Source organism: Actinomadura sp. NPDC048955 (assembly GCF_040649435.1).
Classification (GTDB): domain Bacteria; phylum Actinomycetota; class Actinomycetes; order Streptosporangiales; family Streptosporangiaceae; genus Spirillospora; species Spirillospora luteofluorescens.
In genome coordinates, this window is the sequence record NZ_JBEZJI010000023.1 from 97,808 (window position 1) to 118,173 (window position 20,366).

The following is a 20,366-nucleotide window of genomic DNA, read 5'->3' on the forward strand; positions in this document are numbered from 1 at the left end:
CCCTCCCCCGGTCAACGGTGTCCGAGAAGCCCGAGGCCAGACCCGGGGACAAGCCCGAACCCGGCCGTTGGATAGGCCTCGGCGAAGGGTCCGTACTCCCCTACGACGGCGGCGTCATCGGCCAGGGGGACATGGAGGGACGCGTCCGCGTCGCGTCCCAGGCCCGCGCGCCTCCGCGGGTCTGGGATGCTGCTGTGCGGACGGGCCCCCGTCCCCCAGGACATCCGGTCAGCGGAGGAACCGTGCGCTACGTGCTGATGATCTGCAGCGACGAGACCGCCGGCACCGACCCCGAGCAGGCCGCCGCCACCGGCTGCGGCGGCTGGTCGCAGGAGATGGAGCGGCGCGGCGTCATCCGCGGCGGCGCCGGGCTCGCGCCCAGCGACCGGGCCACCACCGTCAAGGTCCGCGGCGACGAGGTGCTGCTCACCGACGGGCCCTTCGCCGAGACCAAGGACCAGATCGGCGGGTTCACCGTCATCGAGTGCGGCGGGCTGCGGGAGGCCATCGAGATCGCCGCCCGGCACCCCTGGGCCGCCCTCGGCCAGATCGAGATCCGCCCGGTCGAGGAACCGGGCCCCGCGACCGCGTGACCACCCCGCCGGCGGGCGCCGCCGACGCCGTCGCGCGGGCCTTCCGCGCCGAATGGGGCCAGGTCGTGGCCACCCTCATCCGGGTGACCGGCGACTTTGACCTGGCCGAGGAGTGCGCCCAGGACGCCTTCGCCGCGGCGCTGGAACGCTGGCCGCGCGACGGCGTCCCGGCCCGTCCCGGCGCCTGGCTGACCACCACCGCCCGCAACCGCGCCGTCGACCGGCTGCGCCGGGACGCCGCCGGCGCCCGCAAGCTCGCCCAGGCCGCCCGAACCGCAGGGACGCCCCCGCCGCCCGAACCGGACGCCTTCGGCGACGACCGGCTGCGGCTGATGTTCACCTGCTGCCATCCCGCGCTGAGCCTCGACGCCCGCGTCGCCCTCACCCTGCGCACCCTCGCCGGCCTCACCACCGGCGAGATCGCCCGCGCGTTCCTGGTCGAGGAGACCGCGATGTCCAAACGGATCACCCGCGCCAAACGCAGGATCCGCGACGCCGGAATCCCCTACCGCGTCCCGCCGCCCGACCTGCTGCCCGAACGCACCACCGCCGTCCTCGGCGTGCTGTACCTGCTGTTCAACGAGGGCTACAACGCCGCCGGCGGGCAACCGCGGCGCCGCGCGCTGTGCGGGGAGGCGATCGGCCTCGCCCGGCTGCTGGTCTCGCTGCTGCCCGGCGAGCCCGAGGCGCGCGGCCTGCTGGCCCTGATGCTGCTGCACGACGCCCGCGCCGGCACCCGCACCGACGCCCGCGGCGCGCTGGTCACCCTGGAGCACCAGGACCGCTCCCGGTGGGACGCCGCCGAGATCGCCGAGGGAGTCGCCCTGCTGGAGGACGCCCTGAGCCCCGCGCCCGGCAGGCCGCCGCCCGGCCCCTACCAGGTGCAGGCCGCCATCGCCGCCTGCCACGCCACCGCGCCCGACGCCGCCGCCACCGACTGGCCCCAGATCGCCATCCTGTACGGGCGGCTCGCGGAGCTGGTCCCCTCGCCGGTGGTGCGGCTGAACCGGGCGGTCGCGGTCGCCATGGCCGACGGCCCCGCCGCCGGCCTGGAGCTGGTGCGGGACCTGGAGCGCTCCGGCGCCCTGGACGGCTACCACCTGCTGCCCGCCACCCGCGCCGACCTGCTGCGCCGCCTGGGCCGCGACGGCGAGGCCGCCGCCGCCTACCGCGCCGCCCTGGCCCTGGTCACCGACGACGCCGAGCGCCGCTACCTCGCCCGCCGCCTCGCCGAGACCGCCCCGCACGAGCCCCGCTGAAAAAAAGGCGTCCCGGGGGTGTCCGTCGCGGCGCGTCGCGTTCGTCGGTGGGACGAACGGCCGCACAAAGCCGGCCACCTGGGAAGGAACCCCTCATGGACACCACGCACTCCAAGGACGGCACCCGCATCGCCCTCGACCGGACCGGCGAGGGTCCCGCCCTGATCCACGTCGGCGGCGCCCTCAACGACCGCGGCTCCGGCGCCGCGCTCGCCGGGCTGCTGGCCCCGCACCGCACCGTCGTGACCTACGACCGCCGGGGACGCGGCGACAGCGGCGACACCCCGCCCTACGCCGTCGAGCGCGAGATCGAGGATCTGGCCGCCGTCATCGAGGCCGCCGGCGGGTCCGCCGCGGTGTACGGGATGTCGTCCGGCGCGGTCCTGGCGCTGCGCGCCGCCGCGCACGGCCTGCCCATCACCCGGCTCGCGCTGTTCGAACCGCCCTTCAACCCCTCCCACGACGACCGCCTCACCCGCGCCCGCGCCTACAGCACCGAGCTGACCGGCATGCTGGCCGACGGGCGCCGCGGGGACGCCCTCGCCCTGTTCATGACCGCCGTCGGGATGCCGGAGGAGATGGTCGGCCAGATGCGGGGCGCGCCGATGTGGCCCGCGCTGGAGGCGCTCGCGCCCACCCTCGCCTACGACTCGGCGGTCATGGACGACGCCGCCACGGGCGCCGAGCTGCCGGAGGACCTGCTCGCGAGCGTCACCGTCCCGGCCCTGGTGCTGGACGGCGGCGACAGCCCCGCCTGGATGCGCGACATCGCGCGCCGCACCGCGGCGCTCCTGCCCGCCGGGACGCACCGCACCCTGGACGGCCAGACCCACGACGTCGACCCCGCCGCGCTCGCCCCGGCCCTGGAGGAGTTCCTCGGTGGCTGAGCCGCCCGGCCCCGGTCAGGGGACGGGCACCTCGATGTGGCCGGGCGCGCCGCGCCGCGTCCAGGCGCGGCCGGCGGTGACCTCCGCCGCCCACGCCTCGAACGCCTCCAGCTCCGGGACGGGCACCGCCACGTCGGCCTGCACGCCCGTCCCGTAGCGGACGTCGCCGGGCTGGTGGCCGCGGGCGTGCAGGTCGCCCAGGAACCGTCCCGCCAGCGCGTGGTCCACGCCGACGGTGACCGTCACCACCGGGCGCAGCTCCACGACCCCGACGGCGTCGAGGGCGGCGGAGACCGCCTGCCCGTAGGCGCGCACCAGACCGCCCGCGCCGAGCTTCACCCCGCCGAAGTAGCGGGTGACGACCGCGGCGGTGCCGGTCAGCCCGCGCCGCACCAGCACCTCCAGCATCGGGATCCCGGCCGTCCCGGCCGGCTCGCCGTCGTCGCTGCTCTTGGTGATCTCGCCGTGCTCGCCGACGACGTAGGCGGTGCAGTTGTGGGTGGCGTCACGATGCGCCCGCCGGTGCGCGGCGATGAACGCCGTGGCCTCGGCCTCGTCTGCGGCGCGGGCGAGCGTGCAGGCGAACCGGGACCTGCGGACTTCCAGCTCCACCGAGCCGCCCTGTCTGATCGTGCGCATGGCGACTGCGAGTCTACGGCGCGCCGTCCCGGCTAGGGCCTGTCTCGAAGTGGCCTCGGCCGCCCGCGCGAACGCGTGACCTGCCCGGTGGAGCGAGGCCGGAGGCGAGCGGAGCCGGGCAGATCGCGAAGCGATGCCGCGTTCGCCCAGGCACGGTCACGTAGCGAGCCGCCAGGCGAGCGAAGTGGGCCGGGACTGGTGAAACACAGGCTAGACCAGGTCGATGAGGTCGGCGATGGACGCCACGACGCGGTGGGGGCGGAACGGGAACCGGGCGATCTCGTCCTTGCGGGTGACGCCGGTCAGCACCAGGATCGTCTCCAGCCCGGCCTCGACGCCGGCGACGATGTCGGTGTCCATGCGGTCGCCGATCATCGCGGTGCTCTCGCTGTGCCCGCCGACCACGTTCAGCGCCGTGCGCATCATCAGCGGGTTGGGCTTGCCGACGAAGTAGGGGTCCACCCCCGTCGCCCGGGTGATCATCGCGGCGACGGCGCCGCACGCCGGCAGCGAGCCCTCCGGGGACGGGCCGATCGGGTCGGGGTTGGTCGCCACGAACCGGGCGCCGCCCTCGATCAGCCGGATCGCGCGGGTGATCTGGGAGAAGCTGTAGGTGCGGGTCTCGCCGAGCACCACGTAGTCGGGGTCGATGTCGGTGAGGACGAAGTCGGCCTCGTGCAGCGCCGTCGTCAGGCCCGCCTCACCGATCACGTACGCCGACCCCTCGGGGCGCTGGTCGGCCAGGAAACGGGCGGTGGCCAGCGCGGAGGTCCAGATCGACTCGGCCGGGACGGCCAGCCCCGCCGCCGCCAGGCGGGCCGACAGGTCCCGCCGGGTGTAGATCGAGTTGTTGGTCAGGATGAGGAACGGCTTTCCGGACGCCGCCAGGCGGCGGACGAACTCCTCGGCGCCGGGGACGGGCCGGCCCTCGTGCACGAGGACGCCGTCCATGTCCGACAGCCAGTACTCGATCGGCTTGCGCTCGGTCATGCCCCCATTGTCGCAGGCAGGGATCTTCCCTGGGACCGTCCGCCGGGACCGTTCTCCCCTGGGCCCCGCGGCGCGGGGGCGTTGACCCGCGTGTGACGTGGACCATACATTCTCGGACACGGCGCACCGAATCATGTTCGGCGGACGGGTCGCCCGGCGGTGCGCCCCACCCCGCGGGAGGCGCGACGTGCAGGATCGGGACGTGCAGGACACCGGGCGGCCGGCGGGCACCGGAATGACCGGCAACGGCATGGCGGGCCCCGGACTGGCGAGCATCGCCGAGGTCAGGGCCGCGATGACGGCGCCGGGGCAGCCGTTCGAGATGGACGAGACGCGGATCCGCGGCGTCCGGACCCGGGTGTGGAAGAACGCCCCGCCCACGCTGCGCGACGTCCTGGAGATCTCCCGCCTCCACGGCGACAAGGACTTCCTGGTCTACGGGGACGACCGGCTCACCTTCGCCGAGCACCACGCGCGGGCGGCCGCGTTCGCGCGGCGGCTCGTCGACCGGTACGGGATCGCCAAGGGCGACCGGGTCGCGATCGCCATGCGCAACTATCCCGAGTGGTCGGTGGCCTTCTTCGGCGCCGCGGTCGCCGGGGCCGTCGTGGTCCCGCTGAACGCCTGGTGGAGCGCCGCGGAACTGGAGTACGGGCTGGCCGACAGCGGCGCCAAGGTCCTGGTCGCCGACGCCGAGCGCGCCGAGCGGCTCGCCGGGGTCCTGCCGGGCCTGGGCGTGGCGTGCCTGGTCGCGAGGGCGGACGGCGCCGTGCCCGCGGGAGCGGAGGCGTTCGAGGACGCCGCCGGAGACCCGGCCGACGCCACCCTGCCCGATATGACTCTGCCCGATATGACTCTGCCCGATATGACTCTGCCCGACGTGCCGCTCGGTCCCGAGGACGATGCCACGATCTTCTACACCTCCGGCACCACCGGACGGCCCAAGGGCGCCCTCGGCACGCACCGCAACATCGCAGGCAACCCCATCAGCCTCGCGTACGGGATCATGTCGGCGGGAGTGCGCGCGGGCCGCACGGTCGAGGAGCTCGCGGCGCCGCAGCCGCGCGTGACGCTGCTGAGCGTCCCGTTCTTCCACGCCACCGGCTGCCACTCGGTGCTGGTGTCCAGCGCCCTGCAGGGCGGCACCGTGGTGCTGATGTACAAGTGGGACGTCCGCCGGGCGCTGGAGCTGATCGAGCGGGAGAGGGTCACCGGTTTCGGTGGCGTGCCGACGATGGCCTGGCAGGTGCTGACCTCCTACGAGTTCGGCGAGTTCGACACCTCCAGCCTCACCGGCGTCAGCTACGGCGGCGCGCCCGCCGCGCCCGCCCTCGTCGACAAGATCAGGGAGCGGCTGCCCGAGCGGATGCCCGGCAACGGGTACGGCCTCACCGAGACCTCCTCGGTCACCACCTACAACGGCGGCGTGAACTACCTGGAGCGGCCCGAGAGCGTCGGCCCGCCCGTCGCGGTCTGCGACGTCCGGGTCGTTGGGCCCGCCGGGGAGGAACTGCCGGCCGGCGAGGTCGGCGAGCTGCTCATCAAGGGGCCCAACGTCATCAAGGGCTACTGGAACAAGCCCGAGGCGACCGCCGCGGCGTTCGTGGACGGCTGGTTCCACAGCGGCGACCTGGCCCGCCTGGACGCCGACGGGTTCGTTTACATCGTCGACCGGGCCAAGGACATGCTGATCCGCGGCGGCGAAAACATCTACTGCGCCGAGGTCGAGGCCGCCCTCTACGAGCATCCCGCCGTCGCCGACTGCGCCGTGATCGGCGTCCCGCACCAGGTGCTCGGCGAGGAGGTCGGCGCGGTGATCGTGCCGCGCCCCGGCGCCGCGGTGTCCGAGCGCGAGCTCCGGGAGTTCCTGGGCGGGCGGATCGCGGCGTTCAAGGTGCCCGTGCACGTGTGGTTCCGGGAGGAGGGCCTGCCCCGCAACCCCGGCGGCAAGATCCTCAAGACGCGGCTGCGGGAGGAGCTGCTCGCCCGCCCGCCGGTATCGTGATCTTGTGATGAGCGACGAGCCGGGCCCCGCCCACCGCCAGATCGACGCGCCGGGCCTTCCGCCCGGCCCCGGGTACAGCCACGCCGTCTCCGTCGACGTGCCGGGCCGGCTGGTGGTGATCAGCGGCCAGATCCCGCTGGACTCGGACGGGAACCTGGTCGGCCCCGGCGACCTGGAGGCCCAGACCCGGCAGGTGTTCGCCAACCTGGAGACCGCGCTCACCGCCGCGGGCGCCCGCTGGGAGCACGTCGTGCGGCTCGGCTACTTCCTGCGGGACGCCGGCGGCGCCCCGGTCGTGCGCGCCGTGCGCGCCGAGTTCGTCCCCGCGGGCGTCGCGCCCGCCGCGTCGCTGGTCGAGGTGTCGCGCCTGGTCCGCGACGACCTGCTGGTGGAGATCGAGGCCCTCGCCGTCGTCCCCGCGGGCTGACGGGCGCCCGGGCCGGACGCGCGACGGGGCGCCCCCACCGGTGGGGGCGCCCCGTCCACGTGCGGAGAGGGTCAGACGTTCACCCCGAAGTCGGAGGCGATGCCCGACAGGCCCGAGGCGTAGCCCTGGCCCACCGCGCGGAACTTCCACTCGGCGCCGTTGCGGTAGAGCTCGCCGAACACCATCGCGGTCTCGGTCGAGGCGTCCTCCGACAGGTCATAGCGCGCGATCTCGCTGTTGTCGGCCTGGTTCACCACGCGGATGAAGGCGTTGCGGACCTGCCCGAAGCTCTGCTGGCGCTTGTCGGCGTCGTAGATCGACACCGGGAACACGATCTTGGCGATCTCGGCGGGGACGGTGTTCAGGTTCACCTTGATCGCCTCGTCGTCGCCCTCGCCCTCACCGGTGAGGTTGTCGCCGGTGTGCTCGACCGAACCGTCGGGGCTCTTGAGGTTGTTGAAGAACACGAAGTGCTGGTCCGACAGGACCTTGTTCTCCGCCGAGCACAGCAGGGCGCTGGCGTCCAGGTCGAAGTCGGTTCCGGTCGTGGTCCGCACGTCCCACCCCAGACCAACCACGACGGCGGTCAGTCCGGGGGCCTCCTTGGTCAGCGAGACGTTGCCGCCCTTGCTCAGACTGACTCCCACTGTGTCTACCTCCGTATCGGCTGCGGGTGACACCACCCGCGTGCGGTATGTCTAACGAGAACGGTAGCCACCTTGCGCTGGTTCCCCCGCCTCCTTGGCGAATTCGCGGCGTGGCGTGCCCTTTCTTCCCGCGCGCGGGCCGTCAGGCCAGGAACGCGGCGGGCGCGGTGACGGGGGCGGGAAGGTCGAACGCGGCGGCCAGCTCCGCCGCGCGGGGCGCCAGCTCGTCGCACGTGCGGCGCCGCGCGTCGCCCAGCTCGTCCAGGATCCCCGGCGGGACGACCCCCTCGTTGAGCAGGACGGCGGCGCGGCGCTCCAGCCGGTCCAGCGCGTGCAGGCGCAGGACGGGCCCGAGCGCCTTCGGTCCGGTGCCGGAGGCCGCGGCGAGGATCTCCAGGATGATCCGGTCGGCGCAGGCGGTGGCGGTCCGCCGGGCCAGCGCCAGGTTGCCGTTCCAGGCGGTGAAGGCGTCCTGCCCGCCGCGCAGGGCGGCCTCGACCCGTCCGGCGAGCCGGTCGCGCGTGCGGCGCTCGGCGTCGCGCGCCAGGAACAGCCACACGCGCGGGGAGTCCAGGTCACCGTCGTCGGGCGGTCCGAGCTCCGGCTCGGGCGGGACGTAGCGGTCGCGGTCGGCCATCGCGCGGGCGGTGTCGTAGAGGATGAGCTCGTTGTCGCCGCCGGCATTCTGGTAGGCGTGCGTCAGGCCCCGGTAGGCGTTGAGGCGCTCGACGGCGGCGAAGCCGGGGGCGCCGCTGTGCACCCGGCACGCCGACACCGTCTCCTGCGCCTGGGCGGTCGCGGCGGCCTTGAGCAGCGCCAGGTCCCGGTCGACCGCCGACCACGGCGCCCATGCGGTCGCCGGCCCGCCCGTATTGCCGGCGCCTTCGCCGTCGCCCGCCGTCTCGCCCGGGGGGCGGGGGGTGGTGACGTGCGCGGCGACGGCGGTGAGGGCGTAGGCCGACGCCAGCGCGCCCAGTACCGCCTCCTGCTGGTTGCGGTAGTCGGTCAGCGGGCGGCGCGGCGCCAGCCGGCCGAGGGTGGTGCGGCCCGCCGAGTGAGCGAGCAGCATCCCGGCGGACGCCCGGGTGATCGCGGCGGAGGCCGACACGACCGCCCGCCACACCGGCGGGGCGATGCCCATCGAGCGGGTGAGCCGCGCCGCCGCGGGCCCGTGCGGGTCGTGAAAGGCCCCGTCGGCGCCGATGGCCGCGCCGTCGCGCAGCCACGCCTCGTAGGGGACGCGGACGTCCTCCAGCAGGACGGCGGCGTAATCGATCTGCAGCCCGGTGGTCTCGGGGGCCGGGACGATCCGCACGCCGGGCGGGACGGCGCCGCCGGGTCCGCGCAGCGGCACCGCGAACACGAACACGCCGCGTTCCTGGCCGCCGTGGACGAGGGTGGCGTAGACGGCGGCGGTCTTGGGCAGGTCCGGGTGGGCGGTGTTGGTGGGGAACTTGGCGGCCTGGGCGTCGGGGGTGCTGAGCACGAACCCGCCCGTGGCGGGGTCGTGGCGGGCGACGGTGCGGGGCGACAGGTGGCTGTTGCTGCGTCCCACCTCGGTCATCAGCAGCGTGCCGAACGAGTCCATCGACTCCAGGGACTCGCGCAGCGGCCGCGTCTCCTCCTGCCCGGCGCCGAACCGCAGGATGGGACCGAGCGCGAGCGTGTAGTGCAGCAGCATCATGTGGAACAGGGGCGGGTCGGCGATCGCGGCGCGCTCCAGCAGCGCGCACAGCGCCGGCGGGTCGGCCAGCAGCTCGCCGGCGGGCGGCGCGGCCAGCCCGGCGCGGCGCAGCCGCTCGTAGGTGAGGGCGTGCCGGTCGGGCGCGGTGAGCCCGCCGGGGACGGTGAAGAACTCCTCGGGGACGGCCTCCTCCAGCCGCGCGCGCGTCTTGGCGTCGGGTAGGGGGCCGTGCACGAACTGCCGCAGACCGTCGGCGTCGGTGGTCACGAGGGGTCCTTTCGTTCGCCGGAGGGGGTGACGCCGGGGGCGGCCTTGCCGGTGAGCCCGTGGCGGGGGCGGTCGCGCAGCGGCGCCATCGTCCGCGCGCCCGGCAGGGTCAGCCGGGCGCACTGGCACAGCGCGTTGCCCGCGCCGGCCTCGGTGAACACCGTCGCGCCCGCCGCGTGCACGGCGCGCAGGGCCTCCGGCAGCCGGACGGGTCTGACGATGCAGTCGGCCATGGCGCGGTGCAGGTCGTCGTCGTCGCGGTAGGCGCGGCCGCGGACGGGCGAGTGGACGGTCAGCTCCAGGGGCCGCTGCGGGAAGCCGCGGATCATGGCGTACCACTCCTCGTCGGCGCCGGCCATCGCGGGATGGTGGGACAGGTAGGGCACCGCGAGCCGCACCGCGTTCACTCCCTCCCCGCGCGCGGCGTCCAGGACGGCGTCCAGGGGCCCGTCGGGACCGGACACGACCGTGACCTGCGGGGCGTTCAGGCACGCGACGACCACCTCGGGGGCGCCGGCGGCCTCGATGCAGGCGAGGGTGCGGTCCTCCCCGGCCTCCAGCAGCCCCATGCCGCCGCCCCCGCCGTGCCGGGCCAGGACGCCGACGGCGGCCACGCCCATGCGGGCGCCGTCGGCGATGGAGAACGCGCCCGCGCACACCAGCGCGGCGATCTCCCCGAAGCTCTGCCCGACGGCGAAGCGGGGGTGGACGCCGTGCGCGCGCAGGGCGCGGTCGACGGCGACGGACGCGGCGTAGCCGGCTAGCTGGGCGACGCCGGGGGTGCGGGCGGCCTCCCGGTAGCCGCTCGGGTCGTCCATGAGGATCGAGCGCAGGCGCGGCCATCCGTTGGGGGGCAGGCCCTCCTGCACGGCGTCCAGGACGTCGGCGACGGCGCGGGCGGCGCCGGGCCCGGTGCGGGCGAGGGCGGGCAGGTCGGGGACCCCGGCGGAGCCGGTGCCGGGGAACAGGAAGGCGCAGTTGTCGTCGGGTTGGAGCTCTTCGGCCGGGCGGAATCGGGGTGCGGGCACGCGGGGTCTCCTTACCTGGAGGGAAGGCTGCCTTTTCCTTTACGACAACGGCCGCTTAGCTTTCAGTTATGGACCAAAACCCTGAAATGGGATTATTCACTTATGGGATGGGACTGACAACCGCCAGTCCGGTGATGGGGAGAGGACCCGCATGACCGTGCCCGACACGCCCCGGCCGGCCCGGGCGGACGACAGCGGAGCGGCGCGGGACGGCGGGCGGGGGTGGGCCATCCGCGGAACCGGCGCCCACCTGCCCCGCGACGTCGCGCACAGCGCCGACCTGTCCCGCTCGCTGGGCCTGGAACCGGACTGGATCGAGGGCCGCACCGGGATCATGAAGCGGCACGTCGTCGCGCCGGGCGAGGCCGCCTCCGACCTGGCCGCGGCCGCCGCCGGACGGGCGCTGGACGCCGCCGGGCTGGACGCCGCCGACCTCGGCCTGATCGTGCTCGGCACCTCCACGCCCGACGTGATCGCCCCGTCCACCGCCTGCCGCGTGCAGACGATGCTGGGCGCCCACCGCGCCGCCGCGTTCGACATCTCCGCCGCCTGCACCGGGTTCGTGTTCGGGCTGCAGACCGCGGTCGGCTGGCTGGCCACCCAGCGCGGCGCGCCGCCCTACGCGCTGGTCATCGGCGTCGAGGTGTACTCGCGGTTCCTCAATCCCGCCGACCGCGCCACCGCCGCCCTGTTCGGCGACGGCGCCGCCGCCGTCGTCGTCGGGCCCGCCCCGCCCGGGCACGGCATCGGCCCGATCACCCTCGGGTCGGACGGCTCGGGCGCGGACGACGTGCTGATCCCCGCGGGCGGCAGCCGCCTGCCCGCCAGCGCCGAGACCCTCGCCGGGCTCGGCCACACCATCCACATGGACGGCCGCGCCGTCCGCGACTTCATCACCGCGATCTTCCCGCGGCTGGTCGCCGAGGCGACCGAGGCCGCCGGGATCAAGCCCGCCGACCTGGCGCTGGTCGTCCCGCACCAGCCCAACCCGAAGCTGGTCGCCGCGCTGGCCGGGGACGCCGGGCTGGACCCGGGGCAGCTGGCGATCGTCGGGGACGAGGTCGGCAACATCGGCGCCGCCAGCATCCCCTACGCGCTCGACCGCGCCGTGCGGACGCGGCGGATCGGCCCCGGCGACCTGGTGCTGCTCGCCGGGTTCGGCGCGGGCCTGACCTGGGGGCACACCCTCATCACCTGGCCCCCGCCCTGACCGTCCGCCGCGCGGGGGGCGTCCGGTCAGCGCGTCAGCCGGCGCAGCACCTGGCGGGTCTCGGCGCGGCGGTCCCAGGCGACGGCGGCGAACACGACCGCGAACCCCAGGGGCAGCAGCGCCCACGCCGGCTCCAGCACCAGCAGCTGGGTGAGGACGGCGCCGCCCATCAGCCCGATCAGCCCGGCCGCGGCGAGCCCCGCCAGCCGCGGGACGACCAGCCCGATCGCGCCGGCGGCCTCGACGGCGCCGGTCACGTAGCGCAGCCACTGGCCCCAGCCGATCTCCTCGAAGGTCCTGACGGCGTCGGCCTGGCCGGCGAACTTCGGCAGCGCCGAGGCGACGAGCAGGAACGCGGCGAGCAGGATCTGCGCGCCCCACAGCACCCTGCGCAGCGTGCGTCGGTCCCCGGCGGAGGCGCGGGCGGTGGTCTTGCGGGGGGTGGTGACGGGGGTGGTGGTGTGGGTCTGGGCGCTCATGGCGGTGGTCCTTCCGTGCGCTGTCTCATCGGCTTTCACAAACGCGTCGCACGGCCCCCTGCCGGATCGACATCCGGCCCAGGATTTCTCCAGATTATTTTCTGCGGCGGTATCAGTGCAGGTGAGAGGCGGTCAGCACGGCATGACCGTGCTGATCGGGGGCCCGCGACACCGGCCAGGGCGAGAAGGCGGCCGCGGCTCTGCGCGAGGCCGGGCACGACGCCCCGGCTCGCCGCTCTGGGCGGCAACGGCTCCCCCGGCGGGACGGGGGCGGGGTTTTACTCCATGCGCGGGTGGCGGGCGCGGACGGCGTCGATGCAGCGGTCCCGCGACACCGGGCCTGCGAACCGCAGCCGGTCGTAGGCGGTGAACGGCGGCTCCAGCGCGTCGAGCTCGTCGACCAGCGCGTGCAGGCGCCGCGTCCACGCCGGCGTCCCGGCGTCCGGCTCCGCGGGCGCCGCCTCGATCGCGGTGACCAGGGCGTCCTTGTACCGGATGTTGCGGGGCGTCACCGAGCGCAGGCACACGTACTGCCCGTCCAGGTAGGCGGCCCACTCCCCCTCGGCGGTGGCCGGGTCGTCCCAGTGCGCGAGGAACCAGCCCTCCAGCGCGTCCAGGCCCCCTGCCTGCTCGGCGAGGTCGAACAGGTCCCGCGGCACCATCTGCGCGCCGTCGGAGCGCAGGTAACCGGGCAGGGGCAGCCTGCCCGCCAGCATCAGCCGCCGCACCTGGTCGGTGTCGCGGCCGGCGGCGCGGCACAGGTCCTCCAGGTCGGTGAACCATGCGGTGACGTAGGCGTCGTCGTCGGCGGTCATCGGATGGTCGCCGTTGACCTCCCGGAACCGTGCCGCCAGCCGCGCCTTCAACTCGGGGTCGCTCATGCGCGCACGCTAGCCCGGGATCGTTTCGGCATCCGCCGAAACGTCACCGCGCGGCGCTCACCAGGGGGACAGCACGAGCGCCTGGACGGCCAGCGCGGTCACCGCCTGCGCCGCCAGCCACGCCCGCACCCGGGGGCGGTCGAGGGCGGCGGCGGCCGTCAGCCAGGCGGCGAACGGCACCCAGATCCGCTCGACCTCCCCGCGCGTGACGCCGGACGCGTCCAGGACCAGCACGCCGATCAGCGCCGCACCCGCCAGCACCGCCACCGCCGCCGCGGGAGCGGCCGCACGGGCCCGCGCCCCCCGTCCCAGCACGCCCCGCCAGAGGGCGCCCCGGCACAGCTCGGCCAGCGTGCGCGGCAGCGCGTGCGCCACCGCCGGGCCCGTCAGCAGGCCCAGCACCGCCAGGTTCGCGAACAGGAAGTAGGCGTAGGAGCGCTGCGCCGACCCGCGGCTGACCAGGTAGGTGTCCAGGGTGGCGCGGACGCCGTCGGGCCACCAGAACCCCAGCAGCGTGAACGCGGCCGGTACCACCGCCAGCGCGACGCCGGCGGCCGCGAGGACCCGGAGCCGGGGACGGCCGAGCACCACGACCGCGAGCGGCACCGCGAACAGAGGCAGCAGCCCGTAGCTCAGATACGGCAGGCACCCCAGCAGCAGCCCGCCCGCCGCGGCCGGGACGAGCGCCCGTCTTCCCGCGCCGCGCGCGGCGAGCGCCAGCAGGGCCGTGCCCCAGGCCCCGACGGCGAGGAAGAACGCGTCCATCGCCGTGGCGATCCACACCGCCAGCGGCGCCAGCGCCAGGAACGGCACCGCGGCCCGCGCCGCCCGCTCCCCCGCCAGGCACCGCACCGTCACCGCGATCGCCGCCGCCGCCGACGTCCCCGCCGCGACGATCAGCGCCGCCGCCCACCCGGTGCCGCCGAGGCCGGCCTTCTCCAGCGCCCACAGCACCAGCATCGGCAGCGGCGGATGCCCCCGCACGTGGGTGGTGTAGCCGCCGAGCCGCTCGGTGAAGGTCCGCAGCCAGGCCGACGGGTCGGGGCGCAGCTGCGCCAGGCCCGCCGGGTACTCGGTCGGGGCGTCCAGCGGCCGGGCGAGCGCGTCCCATCCGTCGCAGACGGCCAGGGCCACCGTCCACGCGGCGGACGCCGCCCACGCGGCCGGCGGCAGCGCCCGCCACGGCAGCCGGGCCGCGAGCGCGGGCAGCGCCGCCACGGTCAGGGCCGCGACAGCGGCCGCGGGCAGGAGCCGCCGGACCGGCGGCGGCCACCCCCGCGCCCGCGCGTGCAGCGGGGGCAGCGGGTCCTCGGTGGCCAGGCCCGCGCGCCGCAGGTACCAGCCCACGGCGAACGCCGCCGCGATCCCGGCCGCCCACACCGCGACGGCGACCCACCCCGGCCATCGGCGCCGCGCCCGCCTCTCGGCCGTCTTCGCGGGGCCGTGCGCCTCGGTGAGCGTCATCGCCGCGCCCCTTTCCGGGAGGGGCGCGGGGCGCGCGTCGCTCCGCCGCGCCCGCTGGCACGCCCGGCCCTGCGGCGTGCGGCGACCGCGCGGGCCGCCATGACGCAGGCCGCCGCGGCGGCGATGACGCCCAGCACGATCGCCAGGTTGCGGCCGTAGGGCAGCGGAAGGCGGGACGGCTCGTCGGGGCGGCGCCCGTACCCCAGCACGACGGGAATGGCGACCGCGGTCACGCAGGCGCCGACGACCAGCGCGGCGCGCGCGACGCGGCGCTGGCCCGCGGGCACCAGGCCGGTGAGCGCGCCCGCGGCGAGCACCGCCGGGACCAGGACGGCGTCGTGCAGCACGGCCGCCCCGGCGAACCACTTCGCCCACCCGGCGAGGGGAACCTCGTCCACGATCCCGCGCAACCCGAGGCCGATGAGCGCCAGGCCCGCCGCGTACGCCGCCGCCTTGGTGAGGGTCCCCGCGTTCACGACACCACCAGCCGGTGGATCCATTTGGTCTGCATGACTCCGGGCCGGTTCGGGGCGATGAGGCGGCAGGGGTAGCCGTGGTCGAGGGCCAGGGGCGCGCCGTTCAAGCCGAGGGCCAGCAGCGTCAGCGGGTCGCGCCAGTGCGGCGGCGCGACCATGGAGGTGCGGTAGAGGCCCTGGCGCTGCAGCGACTCGACCCGCACCTGCGCGTCGTCGGCGACGCCGGCCAGGCGCAGGACGTCCCGCAGCCGCACTCCCCGCCAGTCCGCCTCCACGCTCCACCCCTCCACGCAGGAGATGGGGAGCCGCGCGGTGTGCTGGGGCAGCGCGGCCAGGTCGGCCAGGGACAGGGTGACCTCCCGCGCGACCCGGCCGGTGACGGTGAGGCGCCAGCGGGGGTCCCGGGCCTCGGCGGTGACGCCGGTCGCGGCGGCCGACTTGTTGACCGGGACGTCCTGCGGCCCGGTGCCGGGGCGGCGGGGCGCCAGCACCGCCAGCGGCGCCAGCGGCGTGACAGCCTCCCCCACCGTGGTCAGCGCGACGACGCCGCTCGCGCCGGCGACGGTGAGCAGGAAGCCGCGGCGGCCGACGCCGTCCTCGGGGCGGGTCATCACGGTCCGGCGCGCCTTGGCCCACTGGTCGGCGATGTGGATGACCAGCGCGCCGACGAGGATGTAGGCCGTCCAGTAGTGCGCGGTGGTGAAGTAGAACCGGAACGCGTACCAGTACGCGACGTTCAAGACACCGGTGACGAACTGGAACAGCGCGGCGGCGACCAGGACGAACACCAGCAGCCGCTGCGCGCCGTGGACGAGCGAGCGGACCGGCGGCCACTGCCACAGCCGCGGGTAGACCGTCCACAGCTTGGCCAGCAGCAGCGGGACGGTCGCCAGCCCGCCGATGACGTGCACGCCCTGGGTGACCCGGTACAGGTTCACCGGCCGCGAGGGCCACAGCATCCATCCGGCGGGATGCTGCATGAAGTGGCTGACCAGCCCGGTCCCGAAGGAGACCAGGACGCTGCCGCCCAGGGCGATGCCGAGCCAGGAGGCGACCCGCTCGTCGTGCAGGCGGCTGGTGAACCGTCCCGGGACGCCGCGCAGCACGGCGGTGGGCGCGGGCGGCCTGTACCTGTCGAGTGGGGGTCTCATGGGCGCGCGTCCCTGGAGCGCAGGGTGACGAACCACCGGTCCGCGTCCTCCCAGGATTCGATCACGGTCGCGGCGCACGCGGCGGCCAGCGCGGCGACGGCGTCGGCGGACACGTGCGCCCAGGGGAACCATTCGCCGACCGACCGGTCCGAGCGCAGCCGCAGCGGCTCGACACGGGACGCCGTGCCGGGAGGGCCGACCTCCGCCAGCACCCGCCCGCCGGGCGCCAGCAGCGCCAGGACGCGGCGCAGCAGCGCGGCGGGGTCGCCGCCGATGCCGATATTGCCGTCGGCGAGCAGCACGGTGCGCCACCGCCCGGCGCCGGGCACGCGGCCGAACACGTCGCGGCACAGGGCCGGGCCGCCCGCCGCGACGGTCAGCGCGACGGCGGAGGGGGCCAGGTCTATGCCCAGCACCGGCAGGCCGCGGCGGGCCAGCGCCACCGTCAGCCGTCCCGGCCCCGAGCCGACGTCCAGGGTGGCGCCCGCGCAGCGGCGCAGCAGCCCGCCGTCGCCGGGCCGCACGGCCAGCCAGTCGTGCACCGGCAGCGGCCGGCGGCGCCCGTCGGCGTGCTCGATCTCCACGGGGGCGCGGCCCCGCAGCGCCTCCTCGTACAGTTCGCCGATCATGCCGGGACGGTCCGGTGGCCGAGGTCCGCGACGGCGGCGGCGAACCGGCCGCCCGGCGCGGCGGCGGCGACGGCCGCGGCGTCGGCGGGGGTGTCGACGTCGGTGAGCTCGGGCAGCGTCGCGGTCCGCAGGCCGGCGGCGCGCAGCCGCGCGAGCTGGACCGCGCCGGTGTCGGGGCGCGACATCGGGACGCCGCGCAGCAGCGCCGCGGCGGGCCGGCGCAGCCCGAGCAGCCAGAACCCGCCGTCGCGGGCGGGGCCGAACACCGCGTCGGCGCGGCCGAGCGCGCGGCGGGCGCGGCCGAGCAGCGCGGGGGTGACCTGGGGGGTGTCCATGCCGATCAGCACCAGCGGCCGGCCGGCGTAAGCGTCGGTGAAGGCGTGGGCGAGGCGCTCGTCCAGGCCGCCGCCGCGCTGGGCGATGACGGTGAAGCCGTCCGGCAGCCACGGCCCGGGGTCGCCGGCGAGCGCGAGGACCCGGCGGCCGGCCGGTGCGGCGGCGACGGCGGCGAGGGTGTCGCGCAGGGACGCCTCGGCGAGCGCGGCGGCCTCGACGGGAGTGTAGGCGGGGGTCAGGCGGGTCTTGACCCGGCCGGGGACGGGCTGCTTGGCGATGACGAGGAGGTCGGCGCCGCCGGTTCCGGGTGCGCCGGTCGCGGGTGCGCCGGTCATCGGGCGACCTCCGCCAGGACGCGGCGCATGTCGCGGACGGCGCGGACCGTCCCGCCGAGCGTCCCGGTCACCTTCGAGGCGCCGGTGCGGGGCCGGTAGGGGACGTCGATCTCGCCGATCCGCCATCCGGCGCGGGCGGCGTGCAGCACCATCTCCAGGGGGTAGCCGAAGCGGCGGTCCCGCAGGCCGAGGGCGAGCAGGGCGTCGCGGCGGGCGGCGCGCATCGGCCCGAGGTCGCGCAGCCGGGTCCCGGCGCGCCGGTTCAGCGACCGGGCCAGCACGGCGTTGCCCAGGCGGGCGTGCGGAGGCCACGCGCCCGGCCCGGTCGGCCTCCGCCGCCCCAGCACCAGGCCGGGGGGCGGCGGGCTGGACGGCAGCGCGCGGCCGCCGGGCTCCAGGCCGCCGGAGTCCAGGTCGTCGAGGGCGGCGACCAGGCGGGGCAGGTCGGCGGGGTCCAGCGAGGCGTCGGCGTCCATCACGCACACGACCTCGGTCCGGGCGGCCCGCAGCCCGGCGTGGCAGGCGGCGCCGAAGCCGCGCTGGGGCGCCGCGACGACGCGGGCGCCGTGGTCGGCGGCGACGCGTGCGGAGTCGTCGGTGGAGGCGTTGTCGACCACCAGGGCCCGGAAACCCTCGGGCATCCGGTCCAGTACCCAGGGCAATGCCTCGGCCTCGTTGAGGCAGGGGAGAACCACATCGATCACGGCTCAGACGCTACTTTCGGTGATGGGGCGGCGACCCTTACGAACTGGTGACGTGCGGGCGGGCGAACTCGGCCATGCCCTCGGCGAACGGGACCGCCGGCCGGAAGCCGAGCTCGCGGCGGGCGCGGTCGGGGCGGGCGACGATGTGGCGGACGTCCCCGAGCCGGTAGTCCCCGGTGACGCGGGGCCGGGGGCCGCCGAACGCGTCGGCGAGGGCGCCGGCCATGGCGCCGACGCTGCGGGGGTCGCCGCTGGCGATGTTGTAGGCGCGCAGGCCGCCGGGCTCGGGCGGCGCGGCCGCGGCCCGCTCCAGCGCCAGCACGCCGGCGCGGGCGACGTCGCGGACGTGGACGAAGTCGCGGCGCTGCGCGCCGTCCTCGAACACCAGCGGCGCCAGCCCGTCCATCAGCCGCGACCGGAAGAGCGCCGCGACGCCGGCGTAGGGGGTGTCGCGCGGCATCCGCGGCCCGTAGACGTTGTGGTAGCGCAGCGCGGCGACGGTGCCGCCGGTCGCGCGGGCCCAGGACGCGGCCAGGTGCTCCTGGGCGAGCTTGGTGTCGGCGTAGACGTTGCGGGGGCCGGGCGGGGTCTCCTCGCCGACGGCGCCGGGGGTGAGCGGTTCCCCGCACGCCGGGCACGGCGGCTCGAACCGGCCGGCGCGCAGCGCCTCCTCGGGGCGGGGCCCGGGGCGGACGAGGCCGTGCACGGCGCAGGTGTAGGCGCCCTCCCCGTAGACGACCATCGAGGAGGCCAGCACGAGGGCGCCGACGCCGGCGCGCGCCATCTCGGCCAGCAGCACGGCGGTGCCCTGCACGTTGACGGAGGTGTAGTCGGGCAGGTCGGACACGTCCACGCCGAGGCCGACCTTGGCGGCCTGGTGGCAGACGGCGTCGACGCCCTCCAGCCGCCGCGCGACCGCGGCGGCGTCGCGGACGTCGGCGGGCGGGTCGCCGAGCCCGTCGGGGCGCGTGTCGAGCCCGCGGACGCGGTGGCCGGCGGCGGTCAGCGCCTCGGCGATGTGCGAGCCGATGAATCCGGCCGACCCGGTGAGCAGTACGTTCATGCGCACGAACGTAGGGCGCGGGGCGCGTCCGGGACCGCCGGGACGGGCCGGTCAAGGCACCTTGTTCGAACCTTGTAAGAACTTCACCCTGCGGCGGGGACGAGGGGGGCGAGCAGCCCGACGGCCTTGTCGACGTCGGCCTCGGTGGTGCTGAGGTGGAACGCGCAGCGCAGCCGCCCGGCGCGCACGGCGGCGATGACGCCGTTGCGTCGCAGCAGGTCGGCGGTGCCGTCCGGGACGGGCAGCGACACGATCGCCGAGTCGCCCGGCGGGAGGCCGAGGCCGGCGGCGAACCGGCGCGCGAGCGCGACGTCGTGGTCGTGGATCGCCGGGATCCCGACCCGTTCCAGCAGTTCCAGTGCGGGGGCCTGCCCGGCCCAGCACTGCCACGCCGGCGACAGGTCCAGGCGGCGGGCGTCGCCGGCCAGGCGCAGCGGCAGCCCGTAGACGGAGTCCCAGATGTCGGCGCCGGCGTACCATCCGGCGCCGATGGCGGGCAGGGCGTCCAGGGCCTCGCGGGTGCCGGTCAGGAAGCAGGTTCCGCGTGGGCCGAGCAGCCACTTGTAGCCGCCGGCGACCAGCCAGTCGACGCGGCCGGCGGGCAGCGGGAGCCATCCGGCGGCCTGGGTGGCGTCCAGCAGGACGCGGGCGCCGTGCGCGCGGGCCGCCTCGATGATCTCGTCCATGGGGGCGATGCGGCCGTCGGCGGACTGCACCGCCGACACCGCGACCAGGCCGGTGCCCGCGCCGACGTGCTCGGCGATGCGCTCCAGCGGGACCGACCGGACGCTCAGGTCCGGGCGGGCGGCGAACGGGAACAGCAGCGAGGTGAAGTCGCCGTCGGCGACGACGACCTCGGCGCCGGCGGGCAGGGACGCCGCGACGAGCCCGGTGAAGTAGGAGACCTGCGGGCCGCACGCGACGCGCTCGGCGGGGACGCCGAGCAGCCGCGCGAACGCCTCCCTGGACCGGGTGACCGCCTCGTCCAGCGCGCCGGGCTCCAGGATCCCGGCGGCGCGGTCGCGCTCGGCGGCGAGCATGGTCTCGTGCGCGGCGCGCGGCGGCAGCCCGTAGGTGGCGGTGTTGAGGAAGGCGACGCCGGCGCCGAACTCGCGCTGCGCCTCCGGCAGGGAAAGGGTCATGTCCCGATCGTGGGACACCGGTGCGCCATAGCGCAAAGTACGGTTTTCTTGGCGTCCCATCAATGGCGTT

The 20,366-nt window shown here is 76.1% G+C and carries 21 protein-coding genes; 6 read left to right on the plus strand and 15 right to left on the minus strand.

The features are described 5' to 3' along the window. The first annotated feature begins 17 nt into the window (after positions 1-17). The 3 genes from AB0C84_RS22500 to AB0C84_RS22510 all read left to right on the plus strand — a co-directional run bounded on the left by AB0C84_RS22500 (position 18) and on the right by AB0C84_RS22510 (position 2,739). Positions 18-593 (plus strand): YciI family protein, encoded by a 576-nt coding sequence (locus AB0C84_RS22500; RefSeq protein ID WP_361069491.1) that lies wholly within the window; start codon positions 18-20, stop codon positions 591-593. After that, positions 590-1,852 carry a sigma-70 family RNA polymerase sigma factor gene (locus AB0C84_RS22505; RefSeq protein ID WP_361069493.1) on the plus strand — a complete coding sequence of 421 codons (1,263 nt, stop codon included), beginning with the start codon at positions 590-592 and terminating at the stop codon, positions 1,850-1,852. Before AB0C84_RS22500 ends, AB0C84_RS22505 begins: the two co-directional genes overlap by 4 nt. A 95-nt stretch (positions 1,853-1,947) precedes the next feature. Then, on the plus strand, positions 1,948-2,739 hold the full coding sequence (locus AB0C84_RS22510; protein ID WP_361069496.1) for an alpha/beta hydrolase: 792 nt from the start codon (positions 1,948-1,950) through the stop codon (positions 2,737-2,739). Between the two features lie 15 nt (positions 2,740-2,754). Here AB0C84_RS22510 and AB0C84_RS22515 read toward each other — a convergent pair whose 3' ends face one another. Together AB0C84_RS22515 and AB0C84_RS22520 are read right to left on the minus strand one after the other, a co-directional pair. Beyond that, positions 2,755-3,378, minus strand: a complete 624-nt coding sequence (locus AB0C84_RS22515) for a YigZ family protein (RefSeq protein WP_361069499.1) — start codon at positions 3,376-3,378, stop codon at positions 2,755-2,757. Positions 3,379-3,588: 210 nt separating this feature from the next. Next, a complete protein-coding gene (locus tag AB0C84_RS22520; RefSeq protein ID WP_258939782.1) occupies positions 3,589-4,368 on the minus strand; it encodes an HAD-IIA family hydrolase in 780 nt (259 codons plus the stop codon). A 187-nt stretch (positions 4,369-4,555) separates the two neighbouring features. Between AB0C84_RS22520 and AB0C84_RS22525 the strand changes: the two genes are divergently transcribed. Both AB0C84_RS22525 and AB0C84_RS22530 read left to right on the plus strand, forming a co-directional pair. Then, complete coding sequence (locus tag AB0C84_RS22525) at positions 4,556-6,373, plus strand: class I adenylate-forming enzyme family protein (RefSeq protein WP_361069502.1); 1,818 nt, start codon at positions 4,556-4,558, stop codon at positions 6,371-6,373. A gap of 7 nt (positions 6,374-6,380) precedes the next feature. After that, positions 6,381-6,800 (plus strand): RidA family protein, encoded by a 420-nt coding sequence (locus AB0C84_RS22530; protein WP_179849029.1) that lies wholly within the window; start codon positions 6,381-6,383, stop codon positions 6,798-6,800. A 71-nt stretch (positions 6,801-6,871) separates the two neighbouring features. Here the strand turns inward: AB0C84_RS22530 and AB0C84_RS22535 are convergent, their stop codons facing one another. The 3 genes from AB0C84_RS22535 to AB0C84_RS22545 form a co-directional block, all read right to left on the minus strand. Further along, entirely contained in the window at positions 6,872-7,447 is a 576-nt protein-coding gene (locus tag AB0C84_RS22535) for a TerD family protein (RefSeq protein ID WP_179849030.1), read from the minus strand. A gap of 142 nt (positions 7,448-7,589) precedes the next feature. Next, a complete protein-coding gene (locus AB0C84_RS22540; RefSeq protein ID WP_361069507.1) occupies positions 7,590-9,398 on the minus strand; it encodes an acyl-CoA dehydrogenase in 1,809 nt (602 codons plus the stop codon). Then, on the minus strand, positions 9,395-10,426 hold the full coding sequence (locus tag AB0C84_RS22545) for an acyltransferase domain-containing protein (RefSeq protein ID WP_361069510.1): 1,032 nt from the start codon (positions 10,424-10,426) through the stop codon (positions 9,395-9,397). Before AB0C84_RS22545 ends, AB0C84_RS22540 begins: the two co-directional genes overlap by 4 nt. A gap of 151 nt (positions 10,427-10,577) precedes the next feature. Between AB0C84_RS22545 and AB0C84_RS22550 the strand changes: the two genes are divergently transcribed. After that, positions 10,578-11,636 (plus strand): beta-ketoacyl-ACP synthase 3, encoded by a 1,059-nt coding sequence (locus AB0C84_RS22550; protein WP_361069513.1) that lies wholly within the window; start codon positions 10,578-10,580, stop codon positions 11,634-11,636. A 26-nt stretch (positions 11,637-11,662) separates the two neighbouring features. Here AB0C84_RS22550 and AB0C84_RS22555 read toward each other — a convergent pair whose 3' ends face one another. The 10 genes from AB0C84_RS22555 to AB0C84_RS22600 all read right to left on the minus strand — a co-directional run bounded on the left by AB0C84_RS22555 (position 11,663) and on the right by AB0C84_RS22600 (position 20,296). Then, positions 11,663-12,115 carry a DoxX family protein gene (locus tag AB0C84_RS22555; RefSeq protein WP_361069516.1) on the minus strand — a complete coding sequence of 151 codons (453 nt, stop codon included), beginning with the start codon at positions 12,113-12,115 and terminating at the stop codon, positions 11,663-11,665. Between the two features lie 278 nt (positions 12,116-12,393). Next, on the minus strand, positions 12,394-12,996 hold the full coding sequence (locus AB0C84_RS22560; RefSeq protein ID WP_361069519.1) for a DUF6058 family natural product biosynthesis protein: 603 nt from the start codon (positions 12,994-12,996) through the stop codon (positions 12,394-12,396). 57 nt (positions 12,997-13,053) lie between these two features. Then, positions 13,054-14,460: a hypothetical protein gene (locus AB0C84_RS22565; protein ID WP_361069521.1), complete on the minus strand. Its 1,407-nt coding sequence runs from the start codon at positions 14,458-14,460 to the stop codon at positions 13,054-13,056. Further along, positions 14,457-14,936 (minus strand): hypothetical protein, encoded by a 480-nt coding sequence (locus tag AB0C84_RS22570; RefSeq protein ID WP_361069524.1) that lies wholly within the window; start codon positions 14,934-14,936, stop codon positions 14,457-14,459. The genes AB0C84_RS22565 and AB0C84_RS22570 overlap by 4 nt, the downstream gene beginning before the upstream one ends. Further along, positions 14,933-16,087: a molybdopterin-dependent oxidoreductase gene (locus AB0C84_RS22575; protein WP_361069527.1), complete on the minus strand. Its 1,155-nt coding sequence runs from the start codon at positions 16,085-16,087 to the stop codon at positions 14,933-14,935. The genes AB0C84_RS22570 and AB0C84_RS22575 overlap by 4 nt, the downstream gene beginning before the upstream one ends. Continuing rightward, positions 16,084-16,716 carry a class I SAM-dependent methyltransferase gene (locus AB0C84_RS22580; RefSeq protein ID WP_361069530.1) on the minus strand — a complete coding sequence of 211 codons (633 nt, stop codon included), beginning with the start codon at positions 16,714-16,716 and terminating at the stop codon, positions 16,084-16,086. The genes AB0C84_RS22575 and AB0C84_RS22580 overlap by 4 nt, the downstream gene beginning before the upstream one ends. Further along, positions 16,713-17,387, minus strand: coding sequence for a TIGR04282 family arsenosugar biosynthesis glycosyltransferase (locus AB0C84_RS22585; RefSeq protein WP_361069533.1), 675 nt, complete (start codon positions 17,385-17,387; stop codon positions 16,713-16,715). The genes AB0C84_RS22580 and AB0C84_RS22585 overlap by 4 nt, the downstream gene beginning before the upstream one ends. After that, entirely contained in the window at positions 17,384-18,091 is a 708-nt protein-coding gene (locus tag AB0C84_RS22590; RefSeq protein ID WP_361069536.1) for a glycosyltransferase family 2 protein, read from the minus strand. Before AB0C84_RS22590 ends, AB0C84_RS22585 begins: the two co-directional genes overlap by 4 nt. 37 nt (positions 18,092-18,128) lie before the next feature. Further along, complete coding sequence (locus AB0C84_RS22595) at positions 18,129-19,154, minus strand: NAD-dependent epimerase/dehydratase family protein (RefSeq protein WP_361069539.1); 1,026 nt, start codon at positions 19,152-19,154, stop codon at positions 18,129-18,131. Positions 19,155-19,237: 83 nt separating this feature from the next. Continuing rightward, the gene (locus AB0C84_RS22600; RefSeq protein ID WP_361069542.1) at positions 19,238-20,296 is read right to left on the minus strand and encodes an aminotransferase class V-fold PLP-dependent enzyme; all 1,059 of its coding nucleotides are present in this window, start codon (positions 20,294-20,296) and stop codon (positions 19,238-19,240) included. Between the last annotated feature and the right edge of the window lie 70 nt (positions 20,297-20,366).

Bases quoted from the DNA above. Each gene is read 5' to 3' on its own strand.
- AB0C84_RS22510 (WP_361069496.1), top strand. From the start codon at position 1,948: ATGGACACCACGCACTCCAAGGACGGCACCCGCATCGCCCTCGACCGG.
- AB0C84_RS22515 (WP_361069499.1), bottom strand. From the start codon at position 3,378: ATGCGCACGATCAGACAGGGCGGCTCGGTGGAGCTGGAAGTCCGCAGG.
- AB0C84_RS22520 (WP_258939782.1), bottom strand. From the start codon at position 4,368: ATGACCGAGCGCAAGCCGATCGAGTACTGGCTGTCGGACATGGACGGC.
- AB0C84_RS22530 (WP_179849029.1), top strand. From the start codon at position 6,381: ATGAGCGACGAGCCGGGCCCCGCCCACCGCCAGATCGACGCGCCGGGC.
- AB0C84_RS22550 (WP_361069513.1), top strand. From the start codon at position 10,578: ATGACCGTGCCCGACACGCCCCGGCCGGCCCGGGCGGACGACAGCGGA.
- AB0C84_RS22555 (WP_361069516.1), bottom strand. From the start codon at position 12,115: ATGAGCGCCCAGACCCACACCACCACCCCCGTCACCACCCCCCGCAAG.
- AB0C84_RS22560 (WP_361069519.1), bottom strand. From the start codon at position 12,996: ATGAGCGACCCCGAGTTGAAGGCGCGGCTGGCGGCACGGTTCCGGGAG.
- AB0C84_RS22565 (WP_361069521.1), bottom strand. From the start codon at position 14,460: ATGACGCTCACCGAGGCGCACGGCCCCGCGAAGACGGCCGAGAGGCGG.
- AB0C84_RS22575 (WP_361069527.1), bottom strand. From the start codon at position 16,087: ATGAGACCCCCACTCGACAGGTACAGGCCGCCCGCGCCCACCGCCGTG.
- AB0C84_RS22580 (WP_361069530.1), bottom strand. From the start codon at position 16,716: ATGATCGGCGAACTGTACGAGGAGGCGCTGCGGGGCCGCGCCCCCGTG.
- AB0C84_RS22585 (WP_361069533.1), bottom strand. From the start codon at position 17,387: ATGACCGGCGCACCCGCGACCGGCGCACCCGGAACCGGCGGCGCCGAC.
- AB0C84_RS22595 (WP_361069539.1), bottom strand. From the start codon at position 19,154: ATGAACGTACTGCTCACCGGGTCGGCCGGATTCATCGGCTCGCACATC.
- AB0C84_RS22600 (WP_361069542.1), bottom strand. From the start codon at position 20,296: ATGACCCTTTCCCTGCCGGAGGCGCAGCGCGAGTTCGGCGCCGGCGTC.